At 68.8% G+C, this 20,465-nt stretch carries 23 protein-coding genes; 9 read left to right on the top strand and 14 right to left on the bottom strand.

Annotation, left to right across the window (positions count from 1 at the left end; genetic code table 11):
- Position 1: 1 nt before the first annotated feature.
- The 11 genes from nuoK to LT971_RS12040 all read right to left on the bottom strand — a co-directional run bounded on the left by nuoK (position 2) and on the right by LT971_RS12040 (position 9,018).
- Positions 2–304, bottom strand: a complete 303-nt coding sequence (gene nuoK, locus LT971_RS12090) for an NADH-quinone oxidoreductase subunit NuoK (protein WP_237007190.1) — start codon at positions 302–304, stop codon at positions 2–4.
- Positions 304–621: an NADH-quinone oxidoreductase subunit F gene (locus LT971_RS12085; protein ID WP_237007189.1), complete on the bottom strand. Its 318-nt coding sequence runs from the start codon at positions 619–621 to the stop codon at positions 304–306. Before LT971_RS12085 ends, nuoK begins: the two co-directional genes overlap by 1 nt.
- On the bottom strand, positions 618–878 hold the full coding sequence (locus LT971_RS12080) for an NADH-quinone oxidoreductase subunit J (RefSeq protein WP_237007188.1): 261 nt from the start codon (positions 876–878) through the stop codon (positions 618–620). The genes LT971_RS12085 and LT971_RS12080 overlap by 4 nt, the downstream gene beginning before the upstream one ends.
- Before the next feature lie 57 nt (positions 879–935).
- Positions 936–1,397 carry a NuoI/complex I 23 kDa subunit family protein gene (locus LT971_RS12075; RefSeq protein ID WP_237007187.1) on the bottom strand — a complete coding sequence of 154 codons (462 nt, stop codon included), beginning with the start codon at positions 1,395–1,397 and terminating at the stop codon, positions 936–938.
- Entirely contained in the window at positions 1,394–2,446 is a 1,053-nt protein-coding gene (locus LT971_RS12070) for a complex I subunit 1/NuoH family protein (protein WP_237007186.1), read from the bottom strand. The genes LT971_RS12075 and LT971_RS12070 overlap by 4 nt, the downstream gene beginning before the upstream one ends.
- Positions 2,447–4,135, bottom strand: coding sequence for an NADH-quinone oxidoreductase subunit D (locus LT971_RS12065; protein WP_237007185.1), 1,689 nt, complete (start codon positions 4,133–4,135; stop codon positions 2,447–2,449).
- Positions 4,132–4,839, bottom strand: coding sequence for an NADH-quinone oxidoreductase subunit B (locus LT971_RS12060; protein ID WP_237007184.1), 708 nt, complete (start codon positions 4,837–4,839; stop codon positions 4,132–4,134). The genes LT971_RS12065 and LT971_RS12060 overlap by 4 nt, the downstream gene beginning before the upstream one ends.
- Positions 4,832–5,242 (bottom strand): NADH-quinone oxidoreductase subunit A, encoded by a 411-nt coding sequence (locus LT971_RS12055; RefSeq protein WP_237007183.1) that lies wholly within the window; start codon positions 5,240–5,242, stop codon positions 4,832–4,834. The genes LT971_RS12060 and LT971_RS12055 overlap by 8 nt, the downstream gene beginning before the upstream one ends.
- A 129-nt stretch (positions 5,243–5,371) precedes the next feature.
- Entirely contained in the window at positions 5,372–5,983 is a 612-nt protein-coding gene (gene purE / locus LT971_RS12050) for a 5-(carboxyamino)imidazole ribonucleotide mutase (RefSeq protein WP_237007182.1), read from the bottom strand.
- The gene (locus LT971_RS12045) at positions 5,980–7,272 is read right to left on the bottom strand and encodes a 5-(carboxyamino)imidazole ribonucleotide synthase (RefSeq protein ID WP_280337929.1); all 1,293 of its coding nucleotides are present in this window, start codon (positions 7,270–7,272) and stop codon (positions 5,980–5,982) included. The genes purE and LT971_RS12045 overlap by 4 nt, the downstream gene beginning before the upstream one ends.
- A gap of 24 nt (positions 7,273–7,296) precedes the next feature.
- Positions 7,297–9,018, bottom strand: a complete 1,722-nt coding sequence (locus LT971_RS12040; RefSeq protein ID WP_237007180.1) for a flippase activity-associated protein Agl23 — start codon at positions 9,016–9,018, stop codon at positions 7,297–7,299.
- 97 nt (positions 9,019–9,115) lie between these two features.
- Here LT971_RS12040 and ribH point away from each other — a divergent pair, with 97 nt between their 5' ends.
- Together ribH and LT971_RS12030 are read left to right on the top strand one after the other, a co-directional pair.
- Positions 9,116–9,517, top strand: a complete 402-nt coding sequence (gene ribH / locus LT971_RS12035) for a 6,7-dimethyl-8-ribityllumazine synthase (protein WP_237007179.1) — start codon at positions 9,116–9,118, stop codon at positions 9,515–9,517.
- Positions 9,517–10,686, top strand: coding sequence for a pyridoxal phosphate-dependent aminotransferase (locus tag LT971_RS12030; RefSeq protein ID WP_237007178.1), 1,170 nt, complete (start codon positions 9,517–9,519; stop codon positions 10,684–10,686). The genes ribH and LT971_RS12030 overlap by 1 nt, the downstream gene beginning before the upstream one ends.
- Before the next feature lie 126 nt (positions 10,687–10,812).
- Here LT971_RS12030 and LT971_RS12025 read toward each other — a convergent pair whose 3' ends face one another.
- Positions 10,813–12,066 (bottom strand): Glu/Leu/Phe/Val family dehydrogenase, encoded by a 1,254-nt coding sequence (locus LT971_RS12025; protein WP_237007177.1) that lies wholly within the window; start codon positions 12,064–12,066, stop codon positions 10,813–10,815.
- A 71-nt stretch (positions 12,067–12,137) separates the two neighbouring features.
- Positions 12,138–12,989: an HpcH/HpaI aldolase/citrate lyase family protein gene (locus tag LT971_RS12020; protein ID WP_237007176.1), complete on the bottom strand. Its 852-nt coding sequence runs from the start codon at positions 12,987–12,989 to the stop codon at positions 12,138–12,140.
- 73 nt (positions 12,990–13,062) lie between these two features.
- Here LT971_RS12020 and LT971_RS12015 point away from each other — a divergent pair, with 73 nt between their 5' ends.
- A complete protein-coding gene (locus tag LT971_RS12015) occupies positions 13,063–13,536 on the top strand; it encodes a MaoC family dehydratase (protein ID WP_237007175.1) in 474 nt (157 codons plus the stop codon).
- A gap of 6 nt (positions 13,537–13,542) precedes the next feature.
- The gene (locus tag LT971_RS12010; protein ID WP_237007174.1) at positions 13,543–13,974 is read left to right on the top strand and encodes a DoxX family membrane protein; all 432 of its coding nucleotides are present in this window, start codon (positions 13,543–13,545) and stop codon (positions 13,972–13,974) included.
- Between the two features lie 12 nt (positions 13,975–13,986).
- On the opposite strand, the gene LT971_RS12005 is transcribed toward LT971_RS12010, so the two are convergent.
- Positions 13,987–15,783, bottom strand: a complete 1,797-nt coding sequence (locus tag LT971_RS12005) for an acyl-CoA carboxylase subunit beta (protein ID WP_237007173.1) — start codon at positions 15,781–15,783, stop codon at positions 13,987–13,989.
- Positions 15,784–16,092: 309 nt separating this feature from the next.
- Here LT971_RS12005 and LT971_RS12000 point away from each other — a divergent pair, with 309 nt between their 5' ends.
- The 5 genes from LT971_RS12000 (at position 16,093) to LT971_RS11980 (ending at position 20,361) form a co-directional block, all read left to right on the top strand.
- Positions 16,093–16,599, top strand: a complete 507-nt coding sequence (locus LT971_RS12000) for a universal stress protein (protein ID WP_237007172.1) — start codon at positions 16,093–16,095, stop codon at positions 16,597–16,599.
- Between the two features lie 63 nt (positions 16,600–16,662).
- Positions 16,663–17,682 (top strand): NAD(P)/FAD-dependent oxidoreductase, encoded by a 1,020-nt coding sequence (locus LT971_RS11995; RefSeq protein ID WP_237007171.1) that lies wholly within the window; start codon positions 16,663–16,665, stop codon positions 17,680–17,682.
- Positions 17,683–17,775: 93 nt separating this feature from the next.
- Positions 17,776–18,348 carry a peroxidase-related enzyme gene (locus LT971_RS11990; protein ID WP_237007170.1) on the top strand — a complete coding sequence of 191 codons (573 nt, stop codon included), beginning with the start codon at positions 17,776–17,778 and terminating at the stop codon, positions 18,346–18,348.
- 134 nt (positions 18,349–18,482) lie between these two features.
- The gene (locus LT971_RS11985; RefSeq protein ID WP_237007169.1) at positions 18,483–19,394 is read left to right on the top strand and encodes a S49 family peptidase; all 912 of its coding nucleotides are present in this window, start codon (positions 18,483–18,485) and stop codon (positions 19,392–19,394) included.
- Positions 19,381–20,361: a hypothetical protein gene (locus LT971_RS11980; RefSeq protein ID WP_237007168.1), complete on the top strand. Its 981-nt coding sequence runs from the start codon at positions 19,381–19,383 to the stop codon at positions 20,359–20,361. The genes LT971_RS11985 and LT971_RS11980 overlap by 14 nt, the downstream gene beginning before the upstream one ends.
- Positions 20,362–20,465: the final 104 nt, after the last annotated feature.

Below are 20,465 nucleotides of genomic sequence, written 5' to 3'. Positions count from 1 at the left end.
CTTACCACCTCATCGTCGTCGCGTTTGTCACGTCGATGTCGTCGAAGTTCCGATACAGCGTGAGGATGATGCCGAGACCGACCGCCACTTCGGCGGCGGCCAGCGCCATCACGAACAGCGTGAACGCCTGCCCCGAGAGGTTCCCGTGGAACCACGAGAACGCCACGAGGTTGATGCCCGCCGCGTTCAGCATTAGCTCGACGGACATCAGGAACATCAGCGCGCTCCGGCGCGTCAGCACGCCGAAGACGCCGATACAGAAGACCGCGGCGGACAGCAGGAGGTAGTACTCCATCGGCACCATCACCGGTCACCTCCCTGGCTGCTTTCGTCGTCGCGGTTCGCGAGGAACACGGCGCCGTCGAGGGCTGCGTCGAGCAGCACCGCGACGATGATGAGCGCCGCGAGGAAGCCCGGGGTGGCCTCCGCCAGCGTCGTGCCGTTGAGGTCCATCAACACGTACCCGAGGCTCGCTGTGATGGACGGGTCTGCCGGGAACCCGGCGGTCGTCGACTCGAAGGCAGCCGTGACGAACACGACGGCCATGACGGCGAACAGCGCAACTGCGGCCAACCCGGGCAGGAAGTCCAGGTCGTCCGCGAACTCCGGGCGCGACGTCACGACGACGCCACCCCCGGTTGTTTCTTCGTGAGCATCACGGCGAACGTGATGAGGATGAGCACTCCGCCGACGTACACGAGAACCTGCATCGCCATGAGGAACGGCGCCTGCAGCATCACGTAGTGGACGCCGATGCTGAGCAACGCGACGCCCAGCAACAGCGCGGAGTGCCACACGTCCCGCACGAGAACGACACCGAGGCTGCTCGCCACCGTAATCAGGGCGAACAGCGCGAACGCGAGTGTCTCGTATGGCATTGGATTAGTCACCTGATGGATTGATGGAGCGCCCTATGTAGGTTTCGAGACGCTCTCTTACTGGTAGTCGACCTCGCCCTCGCCCTCACCGATCCAGGCGCCGCGGTCGGGTTCGCGGGAGGCGAGCGGGTCGATGTCGTTGTACCACGGTACGTTCTTCAGTTGCTCTTTGTTGAACACGAGGTCGTGTTTCGTGTCCCCGGTGAACTCGAAGTTCTCCGTCAGCAGGATGGCGTCGACGGGGCAGACCTCCTCGCAGAGCCGGCAGTAGATGCACTGGCCGACGTGGAGGTTGTACTGCTCGCCGTTGCGCTGCTTGTCCGTGACGATCTGGATGGTGTCGTTCGGACAGACGTTCTCGCACTGGCGACACCAGATGCAGCGCTCCTGGCTGAACTTGTGGACGCCCCGGAAGCGCGCCGAGACCTCCGGCGCCTCCTCGGGGTACTCGACGGTGAACGTGTCGCCGTCGAGTGCGTGTTTCATCGTCGTTGCCATCGATTTGAGTAGGCCGATCATATTCCAGTCACCCCGAGGATGGCCGCGGTGAGCACGAGGTTCGCGAACGACAGCACGAGCATACCCTTCCAGCCGATGCCGATGAGCTGGTCGATGCGCACGCGCGGAATCGCCGAGCGGCACCACTGGGTGAAGAGGTAGACCGCCCAGATCTTGATCGTGAACCAGACGAACCCGGGCAGGAACGGCCCGCCGGGGCCGCCGAGGAACAGCGTCGCGATGATGGCGCCGCCGAGGAAGATGTGCACGAACTCGCCGAGGTAGAACAGCACGAAGTACGCCGACGAGTACTCGGTCTGGTAACCGGCGACGATCTCGGTCGGTGCCTCGGGCGTGTCGAACGGGTTCCGCCCGACTTCGGCGAGGTTCGCCACGAGGAACAGCGCGAACGCGAACGGGTTCACGAACGCGAACCACGCCGGAATGCGGACGCCAGCGAGGGTTACGAGCGTGGTGTTCTGCTGGATTGCGACGATCTCGCTGAGCTGCAGCGTCCCCGTGAACAGCACGACCGAGGCCGCGGTGAGCACGAGCGGGATCTCGTACGCGATGTTCTGTGCGACGGCGCGCAGGCCGCCGAGCAGGCTGTACTTGTTGTTCGACGCGTACCCGCCCATGAGCAGGCCGAGGCTCGCAATCGACGCCATGGCGAACACGAACACCAGCCCGACTTCGGGGTCGGCGAGCTGGATGCCGCTGCCCATCGGGATGACGGCGAACGCGAACAGTGCCGAGCCCGCGAGCACGATCGGCGCGATGTCGTAGGCGGGCCGGTCGACGCCTTCCGGGATGACGAGCTCCTTTGAGAGCAGCCGGACGGCGTCGACGATGATGGTCCCCAGTCCCCAGGGGCCGATGCGGTTGACGGAGATGCGGTCAGTGAACGACGCGGTGATCTTCCGCTTCGCCCACGGGCCGGCGAACGCGGTCATCGTCAGCATGATGGTGCCGACGAGCGCGGCCGCCAGCAGCATCGCGACGGCTTCGCCGAGGAAGCCCTCGACGCCGAGCAGGTCGGCGATGGTGTCGGGGAGCGGTGTCGCCGTCATCTATCGGTCCACCTCCCCGAGAATCACGTCGAGGCTGCCCAGCGTCGCGACGAGGTCCGGGATGTACTCCCCGGTGGACATCTCCTTGAGCGCGGAGAGGTTCGAGAAGCACGGACTCCGGATCTTGAAGCGGCCGGGCTTCTCCGTGCCGTCAGCGCGGATGTAGATGCCGAGTTCGCCCTTCGCGCCCTCGACGGTCTTGTACGTCTCTTTGCCGGCTTCGGGCTTGAGCGTGCGCGGGACGTTGGCCTGGATGTTGCGCTCGTCTTCCGGCCAGTCCTCGAGCAGGTCGATGCACTGCTCGATGATGCGCGCGGACTGCTCGACCTCCCGCATCCGGACGAGGAGCCGCGAGTAGTTGTCGCCGCCGTCCTCGGTGACGACGTCCCAGTCCAGCTCCTCGTAGTAGCCGTACGGGTCGTCGCGGCGGACGTCGTAGTCGACGCCCGACCCGCGAGCCACCGGCCCGGTGACGCCGTAGTTCTTGGCCGTCTCGGCGTCGAGGACGCCGGTGTCGATGGTGCGGGCCTGGAAGATCTCGTTGCCCGTGATGAGGTCGTGGTACTCGTCGAGGCGCTCCGGGAGCTCGTCGAGGAAGTCCCGGACGTTCTCGAAGAACTCCTCGCGGGGCTCCGGGACGTCCCAGACGACGCCGCCCAGGCGGAGGTAGTTGAACATCATCCGCTGGCCGGTGAGGTCCTCGAGGAGCTTCTGGACGACCTCGCGGTCCCGCATCGCGTACATGAAGATAGCGGTGAAGTCGCCGTAGATGTCCAGACAGAACGTCCCGAGGGCGAGCATGTGACACGCGATGCGGCACAGCTCCGAGCCCATCGTCCGCAGCACCTGCGCGTACTCTGGGACCTCGATGTCCGCGAGGTCCTCGGCCGCGCGGGCGTACGCCCACTCGTTGATGATGCCGCCCGGGCCGTAGTCCCAGCGGTCCGGGTAGGGCATGATCTGGTGGCGGTACGTGCCGTTCTGCGCCATCTGCTCCTCGCAGCGGTGGAGGTAGCCGATGTCGGGGTTGACGTCCGCGACCTGCTCACCGTCGAGGACCGTCTCGACGTGCAGCACGCCGTGGGTCGCCGGGTGGTGCGGGCCGATGTTCAGGAACATCGTGTCCGAGTCGCCGGCGGCCCGCTCGTGGTCTTCGAGGGGGTTCTTGTTCTCCTCGAAGGTGACAATCTGGGGCTTGTCCTGGTTGTAGTCCAGCCCCAGCGGGTGGCCCTGCCAGGTGTCGGGCAGCAGGATGCGTTCGAGGTTCGGGTGGTCGTCGTACTCGACGCCGACGAGGTCGTGGGCCTCCCGTTCGTGCCAGTCGGCGGTACGGAAGACCGGTTCGGCCGTCTCGCTGACGGGTTCCTCGCGGCTCGTCGGGACGATGACCGACACCTCCTGGGTCGGGTCGTCGTACTTCCGGAGGTGGTAGATGCTCTCGAAGCGGTCCTCGTGCTCTTCGGCCGTGACACAGGAGAGGTGGTCGAAGCCGGCCTCCTCCTTGAACGTCGAGAGGACGTCCTGGACGGCGTCTGCACGGATGACGAACCCGGGCGCGTTCAGGTGGTCCTCGCGTTCGAGGACGTGCTCGGAGACGAGCGCCTCGAGCGCGTCGCCGTCGGCGCCCGCTTCGGTCGCCGCGACCGGCGCGTCGGCGCCCTCCGTTTCTTCTTCTTTCTGCGTGCTCATGGCGAATCAGCCCAGTTGTACCGCATGACGAGGGTCTCCTCGTCGATGTCATCGGCGAGCTTGTCGACGATCTCGTCCCGGTCGAGGTCGCCGAACTCCTCGAGCTCGTAGGGTTTGACCGTGACCGGCGAGGTCTCGCCGTTCGCGATGCGTTCCTGGAGCTTCGCGACGCCGTAGACGAGCGCCTCGGGCCGCGGCGGGCAGCCCGGGATGTGGATGTCCACGGGGATGACCTCCTCGGCGCCCTTCACGACGTTGTACCCTTCCTGGAACGGGCCGCCGGAGGTGGAACAGTTCCCCATGTTCACGACGAACTTCGGCTCCGGCATCTGGTCGTAGACGCGCTTCATGCGCGGCGCGAACTTCGAGACGATGGTGCCGGGGACGATCATCACGTCCGCCTGCCGCGGCGAGGCGCGCGGCACCCCCGCGTGGAAGCGGTCGAGGTCGTGTTTGACCGAGTACGTGTGCATCATCTCGATGCTGCAGCACGCGATACCGAACTGCAGCATGAACATGCTCGACCCCCGGACCCAGTTCATGAACTTGTCGAACTTGGTGAGGATGAACGGCGTGGAGCCGAACGCCTCCCGGAGCCGGGAGTTGAATCGACTGTCGACGCCCTCTCCCATGCGGGCGTCACGAGTCGACGTCAGCGGGTCGCTCGAACCGGTGATACTGTCTCTTGGTTGGTCACTACTCATGTGTGGTCCTCCGTTCGTGTGCCGGGGTCCGCATCCACTGCACGACGCCCTTGCGCCAGGCCCAGGCGAGGCCGACGACGAGGATGCCGATGAAGACGAGCATCGGCGCGAGTACCTCGACGAGGCCGACGCCTTCCATCGCGAGTGCGTCGCGGTAGATGACGGTCCACGGGAAGATGAGCACGGTTTCGATGTCGAAGACGAGGAACAGCAGCGCGACCATGTAGTACTGGGTGTTGAACTGGAGTCGCGCGTCTCCGGTCGGTACCTCCGCGCTCTCGTACGTGGCTCGTTTTCCCTGCTCGGGTACGCTGGGCCGTATGAGTGCCGAGACGCTCAGCATCCCGACGGGGATGAGAACGGATACGAGCGCCAGCATACCGATGGCGATCCATGGATTCATAGGATTATCTCCGTGACGAACTGGGGTTCGAACCGCACACCCATAAACGTTGATTTATGGCCTTACGGGCGTAGAACGGCGCTCTCGAGGGTTTCAAGCCTCCTGCGGGGCCCGGGCGGCGCCGGGTCGTCAGTCTCGGTCCGCCCGAAAGCCTTCGGTACCGCGTTTATGCAGGCGCTCGGACACGTCGGCGACGCCGTCGCGGCGGTCGGCGTGGAGGTCGCGGAGCCGGTCGGCGAGGGCGGGGTCGCTGGTGGCGAGGAACTGGGCGGCGGAGAGGCCGGCGTTGTACGACTTCCCGGCGTCGACGGCCGTGATGGGGGCGCCGGTCGGCATGCCGATGACGGAGTCGACGGACTTCTCCTGGACGGGGACGCCGACCACCGGAATCGGGTAGGCCAGCGACGCGGTCATGTTCGGGAGGTCGGCGGACTTCCCGCCGGCGCCCGCGATGATGACGTCGAGTCCCCGTTCGGCGGCCGTCTCGGCGTAGGCGTACATCAGGTCCGGCGTCCGGTGGGCGGACACGACCCAGGACTCGAAGGAGTACCCCGTTGGCGGGTCGTCGTAGTCCGTGACCTCGGTGAATCCGAGGTCCGTGAGGGCGTCGTGGGCGCCGGCCATCACGTCGAGGTCGCTGTCGCTGCCCATGATGACGCCGACGTCCGGGGTCTCCTCGGACGGTCGGTCGCGCGTTGCCTCCGCTTCGAACAGGTCGACGAGGTCGGACACGGTGGTCATGACTGGGTGGTAGTGAAGTCGTGGTCGGCGTCGTGCTGGTCGGCGAACGAGACGGCGTCGCGGGCTGCTCGCGCTCGGGTCAGGAGGTCGCCGCGGTCGTCCCCGCCGACGGCAGTGACGTGGCCCATCTTCCGGAGCGGGCGGACCTCGCGTTTCCCGTACCAGTGCAGCGTGACGCCGCCGTCGCGGAGGGCGCTCGGGACCCCGCCGAGTACAGCGGGTCGCGTCTCGGCGTCCGGCTCACCGAGGATATTCGCCATCACGGTCGGCTCGCGGAGCGTCGTGTCCCCCAGCGGCAGGCCGAGGACGGCGCGAGCGCACTGCTCGAACTGCGACGTCCGGCAGCCCTCGATGGTGTAGTGGCCGGAGTTGTGCGGCCGGGGCGCGATCTCGTTCACGAGCACGCGCCCGTCGTGCTCGCGGCTGCCGCCGCCCGTCTCTTCCGTGTTCCGTGGGGACACGCACTCAAACAGTTCCACGCCGAAGACGCCCCGGCCGTCGAGCGCCCCGAGGACGTCCTCGGCCACTTCGGTCGCTCGCTCGCGGACCGTCTCACTGGTCCGCGCGGGGACGACGGACTCCCGGAGAATCTCGGTCTCGTGGAGGTTCTCCGCGACGGGGAACGTCGCCGTCTCGCCGTCGCCCCGGACGGCGATGACGGAGAGTTCGCGCTCGAAGTCGACGAGGTCCTCGGCGACGAAGTTCCGGAGGTCGTCGCCGAACTCCTCGCGAGCGTCGGCGACGGAGTCCACGGGGGCGTTGCCGCGGCCGTCGTAGCCGCCGGTGCGGCGTTTCAGCATCAGCGGCGAGCCGAGCGCGTCGAACGCCGCCTCGAGGTCGTCGGCGCCGTCGACCGCGCGGAACTCCGGGACGGGGACGCCGGCGTCGGCCAGCGCGCGGTTCTGTACGAGCTTGTCCTGAATCGTCCGGAGCGTCTCGGGCGTCGGGTGGACCTCGACGTCGTGGGCCGTGGCGACGTCGGCGAGCACGTCCGGGTCGGCGAGCTCGATCTCGTACGTGAGGACGTCCGCCCGCTCGGCGAGCTCGCGGACGCCGTCGGGGTCGTCGAAGTCGGCGACGACCTGGTCGCCGGCCGGCGGGACGGCCGGACAGTCCGGGGTCGGGTCGAGCGCGACCACGTCGACGCCGAGGGGGCTGGCGGCCTCGGCGAGCATCCGGCCGAGCTGGCCGCCGCCGACGACGCCGACGGTCGCACCGGGCACGCGTTGCATCACCTCCGGCTTCCGCCTACTCCTGCATAAGAATTGCCGAACTGTCCCGGCGAGTATCCACAAACGTGTGTAGAATGAGGGTCAGTGTGGCTGGTAGCCGGGCGCGTCGGTGTCGACGAACACGACGATGACGGTGTTCGTCGAGGTGAGTTCGTACGTGCGGCTCTCGTAGCCACGTTCGGTCAGCGACGGCGCGAGGTCGTCGTAGTGGCTGACGCGCATGACGACGACGGGCGCGTCACAGATGTCGGAGCCGTCGGGTGCCGCGTCGCCGCCGCAGGCCGTCAGGGCGGTGGTCGTCCGGGTGGAATCGACGGTGGCGCCGCCACGCTCGAGGTACCAGTTCAGCGGCAGGCGATTGAACCAGTCGGTGCCCGCGACGCTCGCAGGGTCGCTGGGGTCGTAGTCCTGAGCGACGTAGAAGTGGTCGCCGAAGAACACCACGTCCGTCCCGTCGTCGTGGGCCGTCGAGACGGACTCCACCGTCGCCAGCGTCTCGGTCATGTCACTGGCCGGCTGCCCGAACTGCACGAGGTCGTTGTCGTCGTCCTGCGGCATCACGAACGACGTCTCCGCCGTGACGACGCCCATCTGGGCGACCACGGCGAACAGGACGACCGCCGCGAGCGCGACGCCGACCCGGTCGTCGGACGCGAGCGCGCTCCGGCCCTTGCCGACGACGAGGGCGATGCCGACGGCCGCCGGAATCGTCAGCGGCACGACGGCGTGGGTCACCGACCAGACGCCGGCGATGTCCGTGATGGCGGGGTAGACGACGACCGAGGCCGCCGCCCAGTAGCCCGCGAACAGCACGAGGTCGCGGGGGTCGTCGGCGACGTACCGCTCGGCGAGGAAGCCGAACACGCCCGCCACGCAGACGACGAGCGCCGCCGACCCCATCGTCGCGACGGCCTCTCTGAGGAACGCGACGTAGCTGTGGTCGCGGCTCGCCGACCCGCTGATCCCCCAGACGCCCCAGAGTTCGTTCGCGGCGCCGACCGTGCCCGCCCCGAGCGCGGCGGGGAGCTCCGTGGGGTTCGCGAGCGCGTCGTACAGCGCCGGCCGCGGCGCGTAGAACGCCACGAAGACGGCGAGAAAGACCACGAGCGAGCCGACGAGTGTACGCCGCCAGTCCCAGAGCCCGCGGACGGCCCAGGACGCGTACCCGACGGTCCGCGACCGCCAGGACTCGCCCTCGACGCGAGCAGTGAACAGTCGGGCGTCGAACAGCAGCGCCGCCGCCCCGACGAACATCCCGAGGTAGACGAGCGCGTTCTCCTTCGTGGTGAACGCGAGCGCGAGCATGCCGCCGGCCGCCAGCAGGTTCCGGCGGCGGCCGGTGTCGTAGGCGCGCACGGCGAACCCGAGCGCGGCGAGGCTGAACGCCGCGACGAGCACGTCGTTGCGCATGAACCGCGAGTAGTAGACGAGCACGGGATTGAGCGCGAGTATCCCCGCGAGCGCGAGCACTTCGGTGTCGTCCAGTCGGGTGCGGAACAGCCACGCGACGCCCGGGAGCAGCCCGCCCACGAGCGCGACCGGGGCGCGAGCGGCGGCGTCCGAGTTCCCGAACACGCCGAACAGCGCCTCGTTCACGTGGAAGAGGAACGGCCCGTGGACGAACGCCCGGTACTCCCACTCGCCGGTCGCCCGGTACTGGAGAATCCAGTAGCCGACGCGGGCCTCGTCCCAGTGGAACACCCGGTCGCCGAGGCCGACGAACCGGAGGGCGAGTGCGGCGGCGACGACGACGGCGAGGGCGGCAGCGACGACGCGGCGGCGGCGACGGCCCGTCGAGTCCATATCGTCCGTGCAAGGGAACGGGGTGCATACAAGTTTTCCGTGTCGCCGTGGCGGCGGGAACGGTAGGCATTAGTCGCCGCCCGGTGACGGGTCTGGTATGACACGGCTCGGGCTGGTCGTTGCGGAGTTCAACCGCAGCGTCACCGAACAGATGGAGGCGGCGGCCCGCGACGCGGCGGCCGACGCCGGCGCCGAACTCGTAGCGACGACCCACGTGCCGGGCGCGTACGACGCGCCGCTGGCGGCCGACCGGCTCGCCCGACGGGACGACGTCGACGCCGTGGCGGTCGTCGGCGCCATCGTCACGGGGGACACGGACCACGACCAGGTCATCGCGAGTGCGGCGGCCGAGAAGCTCACGGACGTGAGCCTCGACCGGGACACGCCGGTGACGTTCGGCGTCGCCGGCCCCGGGATGTCCGGCGCGGAAGCCCGAGAGCGTGTGGAGAAGGGAGCGGAGGCAGTCGAGAGCGCGGTCAGTCTGACGGAGGCACTATGATGGAATTCAGTGACAGAGTCACCAGCGTCGAACCGAGTGCGACCCTCGCGGTTAGCAACCTCGCGAGCGAACTGGAAGCGGACGGCGTGGACGTCGTCGACCTCTCGGTCGGCGAACCAGACTTCGACACGCCGGAGAACATCGTGGAAGCCGGGAAGGCGGCGATGGACGCCGGCCACACCGGCTACGCGCCGTCGAACGGCGTCCCCGAACTCCGGGACGCCATCGCCGAGAAGCTGCAGGGCGACGGCCTCGGCTACGAGGCGGACAACGTCATCGTGACGCCGGGCGCGAAGCAGGCGCTGTACGAGACGTTCCAGACGGTCGTCGGCCCGTCGGGCCGCGGGACGTCGTCCCGCGCAGGCGACGAGGTTGTCCTCCTTGACCCGGCGTGGGTGTCCTACGAGGCGATGGCGAAGCTCGCAGGCGGCGAGCTGAACCGCGTCGACCTCGCCCCCCACGACTTCCAGCTCGAGCCCGCGCTCGACGACCTCGCCGAGGCCGTCTCGGACGACACCGAGCTGCTGGTCGTGAACTCCCCGAGCAACCCCACGGGTGCGGTGTACTCGCGGGCCGCGATGGAGGGCGTCCGCGACCTCGCCGTCGACCACGACGTCACGGTCATCTCCGACGAGATCTACCAGCACATCAACTACGGCCCCGAGCACGTCAGCCTCGCCGGCCTCGACGGCATGTTCGAGCGCACGGTCACCGTCAACGGGTTCTCGAAGGCGTACTCGATGACGGGCTGGCGGCTCGGCTACCTCGCCGCGCCCGAGGAGATCGTGAGTCAGGCCGGGAAAGTGCAGTCGCACTCGGTCTCGTCGGCGGCGAACTTCGTGCAGCGCGCGGGCGTCGAAGCGATCCAGCACACTGACGACGCAATCGACGAGATGGTCGACGCCTTCGAGTCGCGACGCGACCTGCTCGTCGACCTGTTCGCCGAGCACGGCAAGGACGTCTCGACCCCCGACGGCGCGTTCTACCTGATGCTCCCGGTCGCCGACGACGACCAGGAGTGGTGCCAGGAGGCGCTGAAAGACGCCCACGTCGCTACCGTCCCCGGGTCGGCGTTCGGCGCCCCCGGCTACGCGCGGCTCTCCTACGCCGCCAGCACCGAGCGGCTCGAAGAAGCCGTCGAGCGGCTCGTCGACGCCGGCTACCTGTAGCTGGCTCGCTCGGCCCCGCCTGTTCTGCAGTGGTGTTTTGGCGCCAGTGAGCGGAGCGGCCGCTGGAGACCGGTGAGTATCAGTAAAAACGTCGGTGGTCCGGCGCTGGGGGTCGTCGCCGAGTCGCTACGGCCAGCTACCGCTGCCGTCGTAGGCGTCGACGACGCGCTGGACGGCGACGACGTAGGCGGCGGTGCGGAGGTTCGGCGTGCCGGCGTCCTCGTGGGCGTCGGTCATCGCGTCGAAGGCGTCGGTGATGACGGCCTCCAGTTCCTCGTTGACGCGTTCCTCGGTCCACTGGAAGCGCTGGCGGTTCTGCACCCACTCGAAGTACGAGACGGTGACGCCGCCGGCGTTCGCGAGGATGTCCGGGACGACGGTGACGCCGCGCTCGGTGAGCACGTCGTCGGCGTCCGGCGTGAGCGGGCCGTTGGCGGCCTCGACGACGACGTCGGCCTCGACGTCGCGAGCGAGGTCCTCGTCGACGGCGTTCTCGAGGGCCGCGGGGACGAGGAGGTCGACGTCCATCGTGAGGAGGTCGCCGTTCGAGAACTCCTCGGTGGCTTCGTCGTAGCCGGTGACGCTGCCGGTCTCGTTCTTGAAGTCCTTGACCGCGCGCGTGTCGAAGCCGTCGGGGTTGTGGATGGCGCCCGAGGAGTCTGAGACGGCGACGACGTCGGCGCCCTGGTCGTCGATGAGCTTCGCGGCCACGCTGCCGGCGTTCCCGTAGCCCTGGACGGCGACGGTGGCGCCCTCGAGGTCGCGGTCGAGGTAGTCGAAGATCTCGCGAGCGGCGAACATGGTCGAGCGGCCGGTCGCCTCCACGCGACCCTCACTCCCGCCGTTCTCGAGGGCCTTCCCCGTGATGACGCCGGGCGCGGTGGTGTTCTCGAGGGTCTCGTAGGTGTCTTTGATCCAGTTCATCTCCCGCTGGCCGGTGTTGACGTCCGGCGCGGGGACGTCCTTGTCCTCCCCGATGAACGGCCGGAGTTCCGCGGCGAACGCTCGCGTGATGCGTTCGAGCTCGCCCTCGGAGTACTCGCTGGGGTCGATGACGATGCCGCCCTTCCCGCCGCCGTACGGGATGTCGACGACCGACGTCTTGTACACCATCCAGCCCGAGAGCGCCTTCACTTCGTCGCGGGTGACGCCCGGGTGGTAGCGGATGCCGCCCTTGTAGGGGCCGCGATCGCCGTTGAACTGCGAGCGGAACGCCTTGAACGTCTCGATGGTGCCGTCGTCCATCTCGACGGAGAGCGTCGTCTCGAGGACGCGCTCCGGGTGTTTGAGACGTTCGAGGACGTCGTCGCCGACGTCGAGGAACTCGCCGGCGTCCCCAATCTGTTCCTGCAGACTCTCGAATGGGTTAGCTTCCGGCATTACTAGGACCGATTTCGACCCGACGAATAAGGATGGCGGATTGTGTATGATAATACGTGATTTAAGGTATATTAATTGTCGGCGGCCCGGGCGCGCTCGACGACGCGCTCGGCCTGCGCAACCAGTGGAGCGTCTATCATCTCGCCGTCCACCCGGAACACGCCCCGTCCCGCCTCCTCAGCTTCCGCTTTCGCTGCCAGTACGCGCTCGGCCCACTCGACCTCATCGTCGGCGGGCGTGTAGGCGTCGTTGATCGGGTCGACCTGCGCCGGGTGAATCGCCATCTTCCCGTCGAAGCCGAGGCCGGCCGCGAACCTGGTCTCCTCGGCCAGCCCCTCTGTGTCCTCGATGTCCGTGTAGACGGTGTCGATGGCGTCGACACCGGCCGCGCTCGCCGCGAGCACGACGTGCTCGCGGGCGTGGAGGACCTCCGTGCCCTCGTCTGTGCGGGTGGCGCCGATGTCCGCCGAGAGGTCTTCGGCGCCGAACACGAGCGCGTCCGTCGGCCCGGCCCGGGCGATCTCGTGGGCGTTCAGCACGCCCGCCGCGGACTCCACGAGCGCGAGCACCGGCGCCTCGGCGTCGACTTCACCGAGCAGTCGGCCGAGTGTCTCGACGTCCTCTCGGTCGGCGGCCTTCGGGAGCATCACCGAGTCGACGCTCGCGCCGGCGTCCGCCAGTACCGCGTCGACGTCCGCTCCGGCGCCGGCGCCGGCGGGATTCACGCGCACACAGACCTCGCAGTCCGGCGCGAACTCGGGGTCGTTCAGGACGTCGCTGACCGCCTGCCGGGCGTCGTCTTTCTGCCCGGGCGCGACGGCGTCTTCGAGGTCGAAGACGACGACGTCCGCCCCGGCCCTCGGGGCCTTCCGCATCAGGTCGGGCTGGTCACCGGGCGAGAACAGCACGCTGCGTCGAACCATGTACGGGACGACGACGGCCCCCGCCTTGTACGTTTCCGGAGCGACTTTGACCGCCGCCGTCCACCTCCCAGACATGACCGGCCGCTACTACGAGGGCTTCGAGGTCGGCGAGACCATCGAACACGCCACCCGACGTACCGTCTCGGAGTCGGACAATCAGGAGTTCTGCGACATGACGATGAACCAGCAGCCGCTGCACCTGGACGCCGACTTCGCCGGAGACACGCAGTTCGGCGAGCGCATCGTCAACGGCCTCTACACGATGAGCCTCGCTGTCGGCATCACCATCCCGGAGACGACCGACGGTACCATCGTCGCGAACCTGTCCTACGACGACGTCGAGCACCCCGCACCCGTCTTCCACGGCGACACCATCCGGGTGCAGTCGACCGTCACCGACAAGCGCGAGACCAGCGACGGCGAGCGCGGCGTCGTCACCTTCCACGTCGAGGCGTTCGCCGTGAACCGCGAGGACGAGCCGCTGATCTGCGAGTTCGACCGGACCGTGCTCTCACTGAAGCGCGAGCACGCCGAGACCGGAGACTGAGTAGCCGTGACCGCAGGCGACCGAGTCGACGCGCTCGGCGACCGGGTGAGCGGCCTCGCCGCGAGCGCACCGGCTCCGTCGGCGCTCGCCCGCTGGGGGCTGGGGCTGATGCTCGTCGCGGCCGGCGCGCACAAACTCCTCGACCCCGCGGGCTGGACCGTCTACGTTACGGACTGGCTGGCGCCGCTGCTCGTCGTCTCCCCGACGACGTTCATGCTCGCGAACGGCTACCTCGAACTCGGGTTCGCCGCGCTCCTGCTCGCGGACCGCTATACGGCGTTCGCAGCGCTCGTAGCGGCCGTCTCGCTGGCCGCGACGACTGCCTACCTCGCGGTCGTCTGGCTCGACACCGGCGCGTTCGGTGACGTCGTCGCCCGCGACGTCGGCCTCACGGGGCTGGCGCTGGCCGTGCTCGTCGACGCGCTCCGCAACGAGTAGGGCACCGGCCCGTCAGAGGATGGTGCCGTGCTTCTTCGACGGCCGGTCTTTCTCGACGTCCTCGTAGAAGTCGAAGCGGTTCGAGAGCTCCGTCCGGAGCTCCGAGGGCGGCACGATCTCGTCGATGACGGTCTCGCTGGCCATCCGGTGGACGTCGATGTCCTCGCGGTACTCCTCGCGGAGCTCCTGCTCGCGCTGTTTGCGCTCCTCGGGGTCGTCGATGGCGTCGAGCTTGTTCGCGTAGACGGCGTTGATAGCTGCCTCGGGCCCCATGATACCGATTTCGCCGGAGGGGAGCGCGATGGTGGACTCGGGGTCGTAGGCGGGCCCGGACATCGCGTAGATGCCGGCGCCGTACGCCTTCCGGACGACCACCGACTGCTTCGGGACGGTCGCCTCGCTGGTGGCGTAGATCATCTTCTTGCCCTTCTCGAGGATGGCGTCCTTCTCGACCGACGAGCCGGCCATGAAGCCGGGCGTGTCACAGAGGTACAGCAGCGGGATGTTGTAGGCGTCGGACTTCCAGACGAACTCCGCGGCCTTCTCGGCGGCGTCCGGGAAGATGGCGCCGGCGCGCTGCGCGGGCTGGTTCGCCACGATGCCGACGGTGCGGCCGTCGATGCGCGCGTACCCCGTGAGAATCTCCTTGCCGTACTCCGGCCGGAGCTCGAAGAAGGAGTCCTCGTCGACCACGCGGTCGATGAGGTCGTGCATGTCGTAGGCGCGGTTCGGCGCCTCGGGAATCAGACCGTCGATGCCCGACGTCGGCTTCGCCGGCGGCTTCGCCGGCTGGCTCGGCGGCTGCTCGTCGCTGTTGTCGGGGAGGTACTGGACGAGGTTCGCGACGAGTTCGCGGGCGTGTTCCTCGTCGCGGGCGACGAGGTCGGCGCTGCCGGACTGCTCGGCGTGCACCTTCGGGCCGCCGAGGTCCTGCATCTCGATGTTCTCTCCCGTCACCATCTCCACCATCCGGGGACTGGCGATGGCCATCGCGGACATCCCCTCGACCATGATGGTGAAGTCGGCGAACACGGGCGTGTACGCAGCGCCGGCGATGCAGGGCCCGTACAGTACGCAGACCTGGGGGACGCGGCCGGAGAGCCGGGAGTGGTTGAAGTAGTACTTCCCGATGCCCTCCCGGTTCGCGAAGAAGCCGGACTGCTGGTCGATGCGGCCCCCGGAGGAGTCCATCAGGTACAGCACGGGCTTGCCGGTCTTGAGCGCGCGCTGCTGCATCCGGAGGAACTTCTCGACGCCGCGCTCGGCCATCGAGCCGGCCTTCACGGTGAAGTCGTTGGCCATGAAGTGGACGTCGCGGCCGTCGAAGTCCGCCGCACCCGTGATGAGGCCGTCGGCGGGCAGGCGGGTGCCGTCGTCGGCCTCGTCGACGTCCGGGCTGTTCGGGTGCCAGCCGTCGAAGTGCGCGAACTTCCCGTCCTCGAACAGGAGGTCGCCGTCGCCGTCACCGTCCTCCTCGTCACCGAACCAGAGGTCGAGGCGGTCGCGGACGAACAGCTTGTCCTGGTCGGGCAGGCGCTCTTTGTACTTCTCGGGGCCGCCCTCGAGGATGTCCGCGATCTCCTCGCGGAGCAGTTCCTCGCGCTCGGTCGGCCCGAGGTCGTCGCCGTCGGTCCCGTCGCCGCCGGCCGGCGCGCCCTCGCCGGCGTCCTCGGGCGCCTCGTGGACTGCCGCCGGTTCGTCTGCGTCGCCGAGGTACACCTCGACGTCGTCGCGGACGTGCTCGGCGAGCGCGGCCGCGACCGCCTCGGCCTCGGAGTCGGTCGCGCCGCCACCGATTCGCACTTTCATGGTCTTCGATGACGGGGACTCGCTCATACCGTTTTCTCTTCTGGTCGTCCCCCGCCCAGACCACACGAACGGAGCGTTTCTGGCTCGAAACCCGACAGAGCGGCCAGTTCGACGGTGTTCTGCGGACGTGCACACCGACTCGCGCACCAGTACGTGACATTCGTTTCGTTTTTCCCGAAATCAGGTGCCGGAAGCACTCAGTCGAAGGGGTAATAGTTCATTATAATAGTCGTTAGCCGCGAAAAACTGTATACGTACGGCGCAACTACCCGAATCCGAACACGCGCCGACCGCCGGCGCACGAGACAGATGTCGACTGACTCAACGCACACCCAGACCGCCTCGCCCGCGACCGACCACGCCGCAGCGGCCGCCGCGACGGACGCCCTGTTCGACCGCGTGCTCGTCGTCACAGACGACGGCCCACACGGGGACGCCGCCGCGGAGACCGCCGTGCAGGTGGCGGCCCGATTCGACGCCGCGGTCGACGCCCTCTACGTCGTCGACACCGCCACCCACTGGGACGTCGTGGTCGAGCGCGAGGAGTCCGTCGGCGAGAGCGCCGTCGAAACGGTCGCCGAGCGCGGCGCCGCGGCGGGCGTCGACGTCCGCAAGCGCTTCCGGTACGGCCACGGCCACGACCAGGTGCTGGACTACGCCGACGCCCACGGCGTCGACCTCATCGTCGTCAGCTCCGAGCGGCCGACCGGCCTCGGTCGGCTGGTCAACCCCGACACGCTCGCGCCGCGCGTCCAGCGCGAGGCCGACGTCCCCGTGATGGTCGTCGGTCCCGACGACGACGACGACACGAACTGACCCGGCCGAGAGACCACAGTCGTCCGCGTCGGGCTTTTTCCGGTCGCATCCCCTAGCAGGCGTATGGATTCACTGGCGATAGTCGGTGCCGGCGCCGCGGGGGCCGCGGCCGCGTACGGGCTCCGCGGCGCCGACCGCGACGTGACGGTGTTCGAGAAGTCGCGGGGCGTCTGCGGGCGGGCCGCGACCCGCCGCAGGGGCGGCTGTCACTACGACTACGGCGCGAACTACGTGAAGCCCGGGGACGGCCCCGTCGCGGACCTCGTCCGGGAGCTGGGCGAGGACGGCCTCGTCGAGATCGACGAGCCCGTCTGGACGTTCGACGGCGCCGGCGAGATTGCGCCCGGCCGGGAGAACGAGGGGGCGAAGTGGACGTGGGAGACGGGGCTCACGCAGCTCGCGAAGCGGCTGTTCGCCCGGACGGACGCGACCGTCCGGAAGGAGACGAGAGTCGACTCGCTAGCCCGGACCCCGGACGGCTGGACGCTGACCGACACGGACGCGAGGCGCTTCGGCGAGTTCGACGACGTGCTGCTGACGCCGCCGGCGCCGCAGACGGCCGAGTTGCTGGCCGCCACCGACTGGGCCGACGAGCGCCGTGAGGCGCTCCAGTCGGCCGTCGCTGGCGTGCCGTACCGGAGCATCGTCACCGCCGTCCTGCACTACCCGTTCGAACTGGACCGGGAGTGGTACGGGCTCGTGAACGTCGACGACGACCACGACGTCGGCTGGCTCTCCCGGGAGGCCTGCAAGGACGGCCACGTCCCGGACGGCGAGGAACTGCTCGTCGTCCAGATGGCACCCGACTGGTCGCAGGAACAATACGACACCCCAGCGAGCGAGCAGACTGCCGTGGCCACGAATCGGGCGGCCGACCTGCTCGACGACGACCGCCTGCGCGACCCGGACTGGACCGACACGCAGGGGTGGCGGTACGCGCTCCCGGACGAAGCCGTCCCGGCCTCGCCGGTCGAAGCCGCCCGCGAGGCCGGCCTGCACGTCGCCGGCGACTGGGTGGCGGGGCAGGCGCGCGTCCACGCCGCCGTCGAGAGCGGGCTCGCCGCCGCAGACCGCCTCCGGTAGCAGACCTGGCGTCTGACGCAGCGCCCGGCGTGGAGGGACACGACTCGCCGGCCCGGCACAACGGCTTTGGTCGCGGCACCCGGCGGTCGACGTATGAACGACGACGCGATGGGGCGATTCCCCGTGCCCGAGTACGACGACCTCCCCGAGGACCTCCGGGAGCGCATCGACGAGGAGACCGAGCGCGCCGGCTTCACGCCGAACGTGTTCTCGGCGCTGGCGTACAAGCCGAGCCACTTCCGGGCCTTCTTCGACTACCACGACGCGCTCGTCGACGACACTAGCCTCGCCCGCGAGGAGGTGGAGATGCTCATCGTGACGACCTCGGGGGTGAACGACTGCCTCTACTGCGTGGTCGCACACGGGGCCCTCTGCCGGGTGTACGCCGAGGCGCCGAAGCTCGCCGACCAGCTCGCGACCAACCACCGGCAGGCGGACCTCTCCGAGGCACACCGCGAGATGCTGGACTTCGCCGTGAAGCTCACGGAGTCCCCCGGGCGGGTCACCGACGAGGACGTGGCGGCGCTGCGCGACGCCGGCTTCTCTCGCGAGGAGGTCTGGGACGTGACGGCGGTGGTCTCCTTTTTCAACCTCTCGAACCGGCTGGCGACGGTCGCCGACATGCGACCGAACGACGAGTTCTACGCGATGGCCCGCGGCGACTGACCCTGGCTGATTAAATTGTCGGACTGCGGTGAGGTTCGCAGGGGCTGCGAGCGCGGTTCCGCCTTTAAGTTAGCGCGCCGAGTGGGCCAGCGTGGACGCCGTCCTGTCCTCCGACAGACGGTCCGCAGACAGACATGACGAACCCAATAGACAAACACGCGAAGACGCTCGCGACCAGCTGGACGGTCGTCATCGTCCTCGCCGCCATCGTCGGCGGCGTCGGCGGTGTGGCCCTCCAGTCGGGCTCGGACGGTGGGTCCGACAGCTCGGTCGCGGTCGTCACGCTCGACTCGATGTCCATTACCGGCAGCAGTGCCGACACGACCGCGAGGGAGCTGCGGGAGGTCCGCACGAACGACTCCATCGACGCGGTCGTCCTCCGGGTCGCCAGCCCCGGCGGCTCCATCACCGGGAGTGAAGTACAGTACCGCGCGGTCAAGCGACTCGCGCAGGAGAAACCGGTCGTCGCGAGCGTCCGCGACTACGCGGCCTCCGGCGGCTACTACACCGCCATCCCCGCCGACAAGATCTACGCCTCGCCCGGCTCGCTCGTCGGGAGCGTCGGCGTGATCAGTTCGGTGACGGAGAACGAGAAGGTCCCGTCGCGGTGGAAGTCCGCCCCCGACAAGGGGACGGCCGGGCCGGCCGACGTGTCGCGGGCCCGCGCAGCGACCTTCCGGAAGTCCTTCCTCAACGTCGTGATGAACGAACGCGGTGACGAACTCGAGGTGGACCGCGAGACGGTCGGCGAGGCGAAGCTGTACGCCGGCAACCGCGCGGTCGAGCTCGGGTTCGCCGACGAGATCGGCGGCACCGAGGCGGCCATCCAGGACGCCGCCGACCGCGCCGACCTCTCGAACTACGACGTCACGTACCGCAACCCCGCGGCGGGCGGCCTGCTCGGGCTGCTCGTCGGGAGCGGTGACGGCGAAGACGTCGAGAGCGAGGACGCGTTCGCAGCACCGAGCCTCTGCGGCCAGCAGTACCTCGCCTACGCTCCGCAGGCCGGCCCCGACCTGGAGGTGATCATGAATGCGTCCTGCTGACCTCGCTTCTCGCGTCGGCGCGTTCGTGCTGGTTGCAATCCTCGTCGCCGGCGCCATCGTCGGCAGCGGCATGGTCGCCGGCGGGAGCGGCGGCGGGTACTCCGCCGACGAACTCACAGTCGACGCCCACCAGTCGGTCGACATCGCCAGCCCGCCCACCGAAGAGGGGACGATAGGCGTCTCCGCGTCGACGAGCGGGAAGGTCGTCGTCATCGACGACGCCCACGGCAACGACGTCGACGAGATTCAGCTGCGCCCACTCGTGAACGCGCTCACCGAGAACGGCCACGAGGTGCGGTTCTATCGGCCGGACCGCGGGCCGAGCGGGCAGACGCTGAACGAGACGCTCCGAGGCGCCGACGCGTTCGTGTCGGTCGCTCCGGACAACCGCTTCTCCACGAGTGAATCCAAGTCCATCGAGGCGTTCCTCGACGCCGGCGGCCGTGTGCTCGCGGCGGGCGAGCCGGAAGGTAGCAGCCTCGGCGGCGGCGTCTTCGGCATCGCGTTCAGCGGAGGCGGCGGTGCGTCCAGCGCCGAGTTCGCGCCCGCGCTGTCCCCGCACGGGCTGACCGTCGGGAGCGGCTACCTCTACGACACGACGGACAACGTGAACAACCACGCGAACCTCCGCGTGTCGCCGGCCGGTGAGGGGAACCTCACGGCTGGCGTCGAGGAAGTCGTCGTGCACGAGGCGACGCCCGTGTCCGGCGAGAACGTCCTGCTGCGGACGGACTCGTCCGCCGAACTCTCCACGACTCGGGACGCCGAGGCGTACGGCGTGCTCGCACGCTCCGGGAACCTCGCGGTGCTCGGTGACAGCTCGGTCCTCGACCCGGACTGGGCGTACGTCGCCGACAACGAGGTCCTCCTCGGGAACCTCGTGGACTACCTGGTGACCGGCGAGCGGACGCCGATGCCCGAGCCCAGCGGCCCGAACTCGGGGCCCGGTCCGGCGCCGCGCCGGTAGGCAGCGCGCCACAGAGCAGCAACCACCCGATACTTGCAGCCGATTTTCTTCGACCGCGTTCCGTCCTCACCAGCGCCGTCCGTCGTTCGTCGCGTGCTCGGGCC

Source organism: Halobacterium rubrum (assembly GCF_021729015.1).
GTDB lineage: Archaea > Halobacteriota > Halobacteria > Halobacteriales > Halobacteriaceae > Halobacterium > Halobacterium rubrum.
Note: the sequence above shows the minus strand (reverse complement) of the source record. Positions and strands in the feature narration are given on the sequence as shown.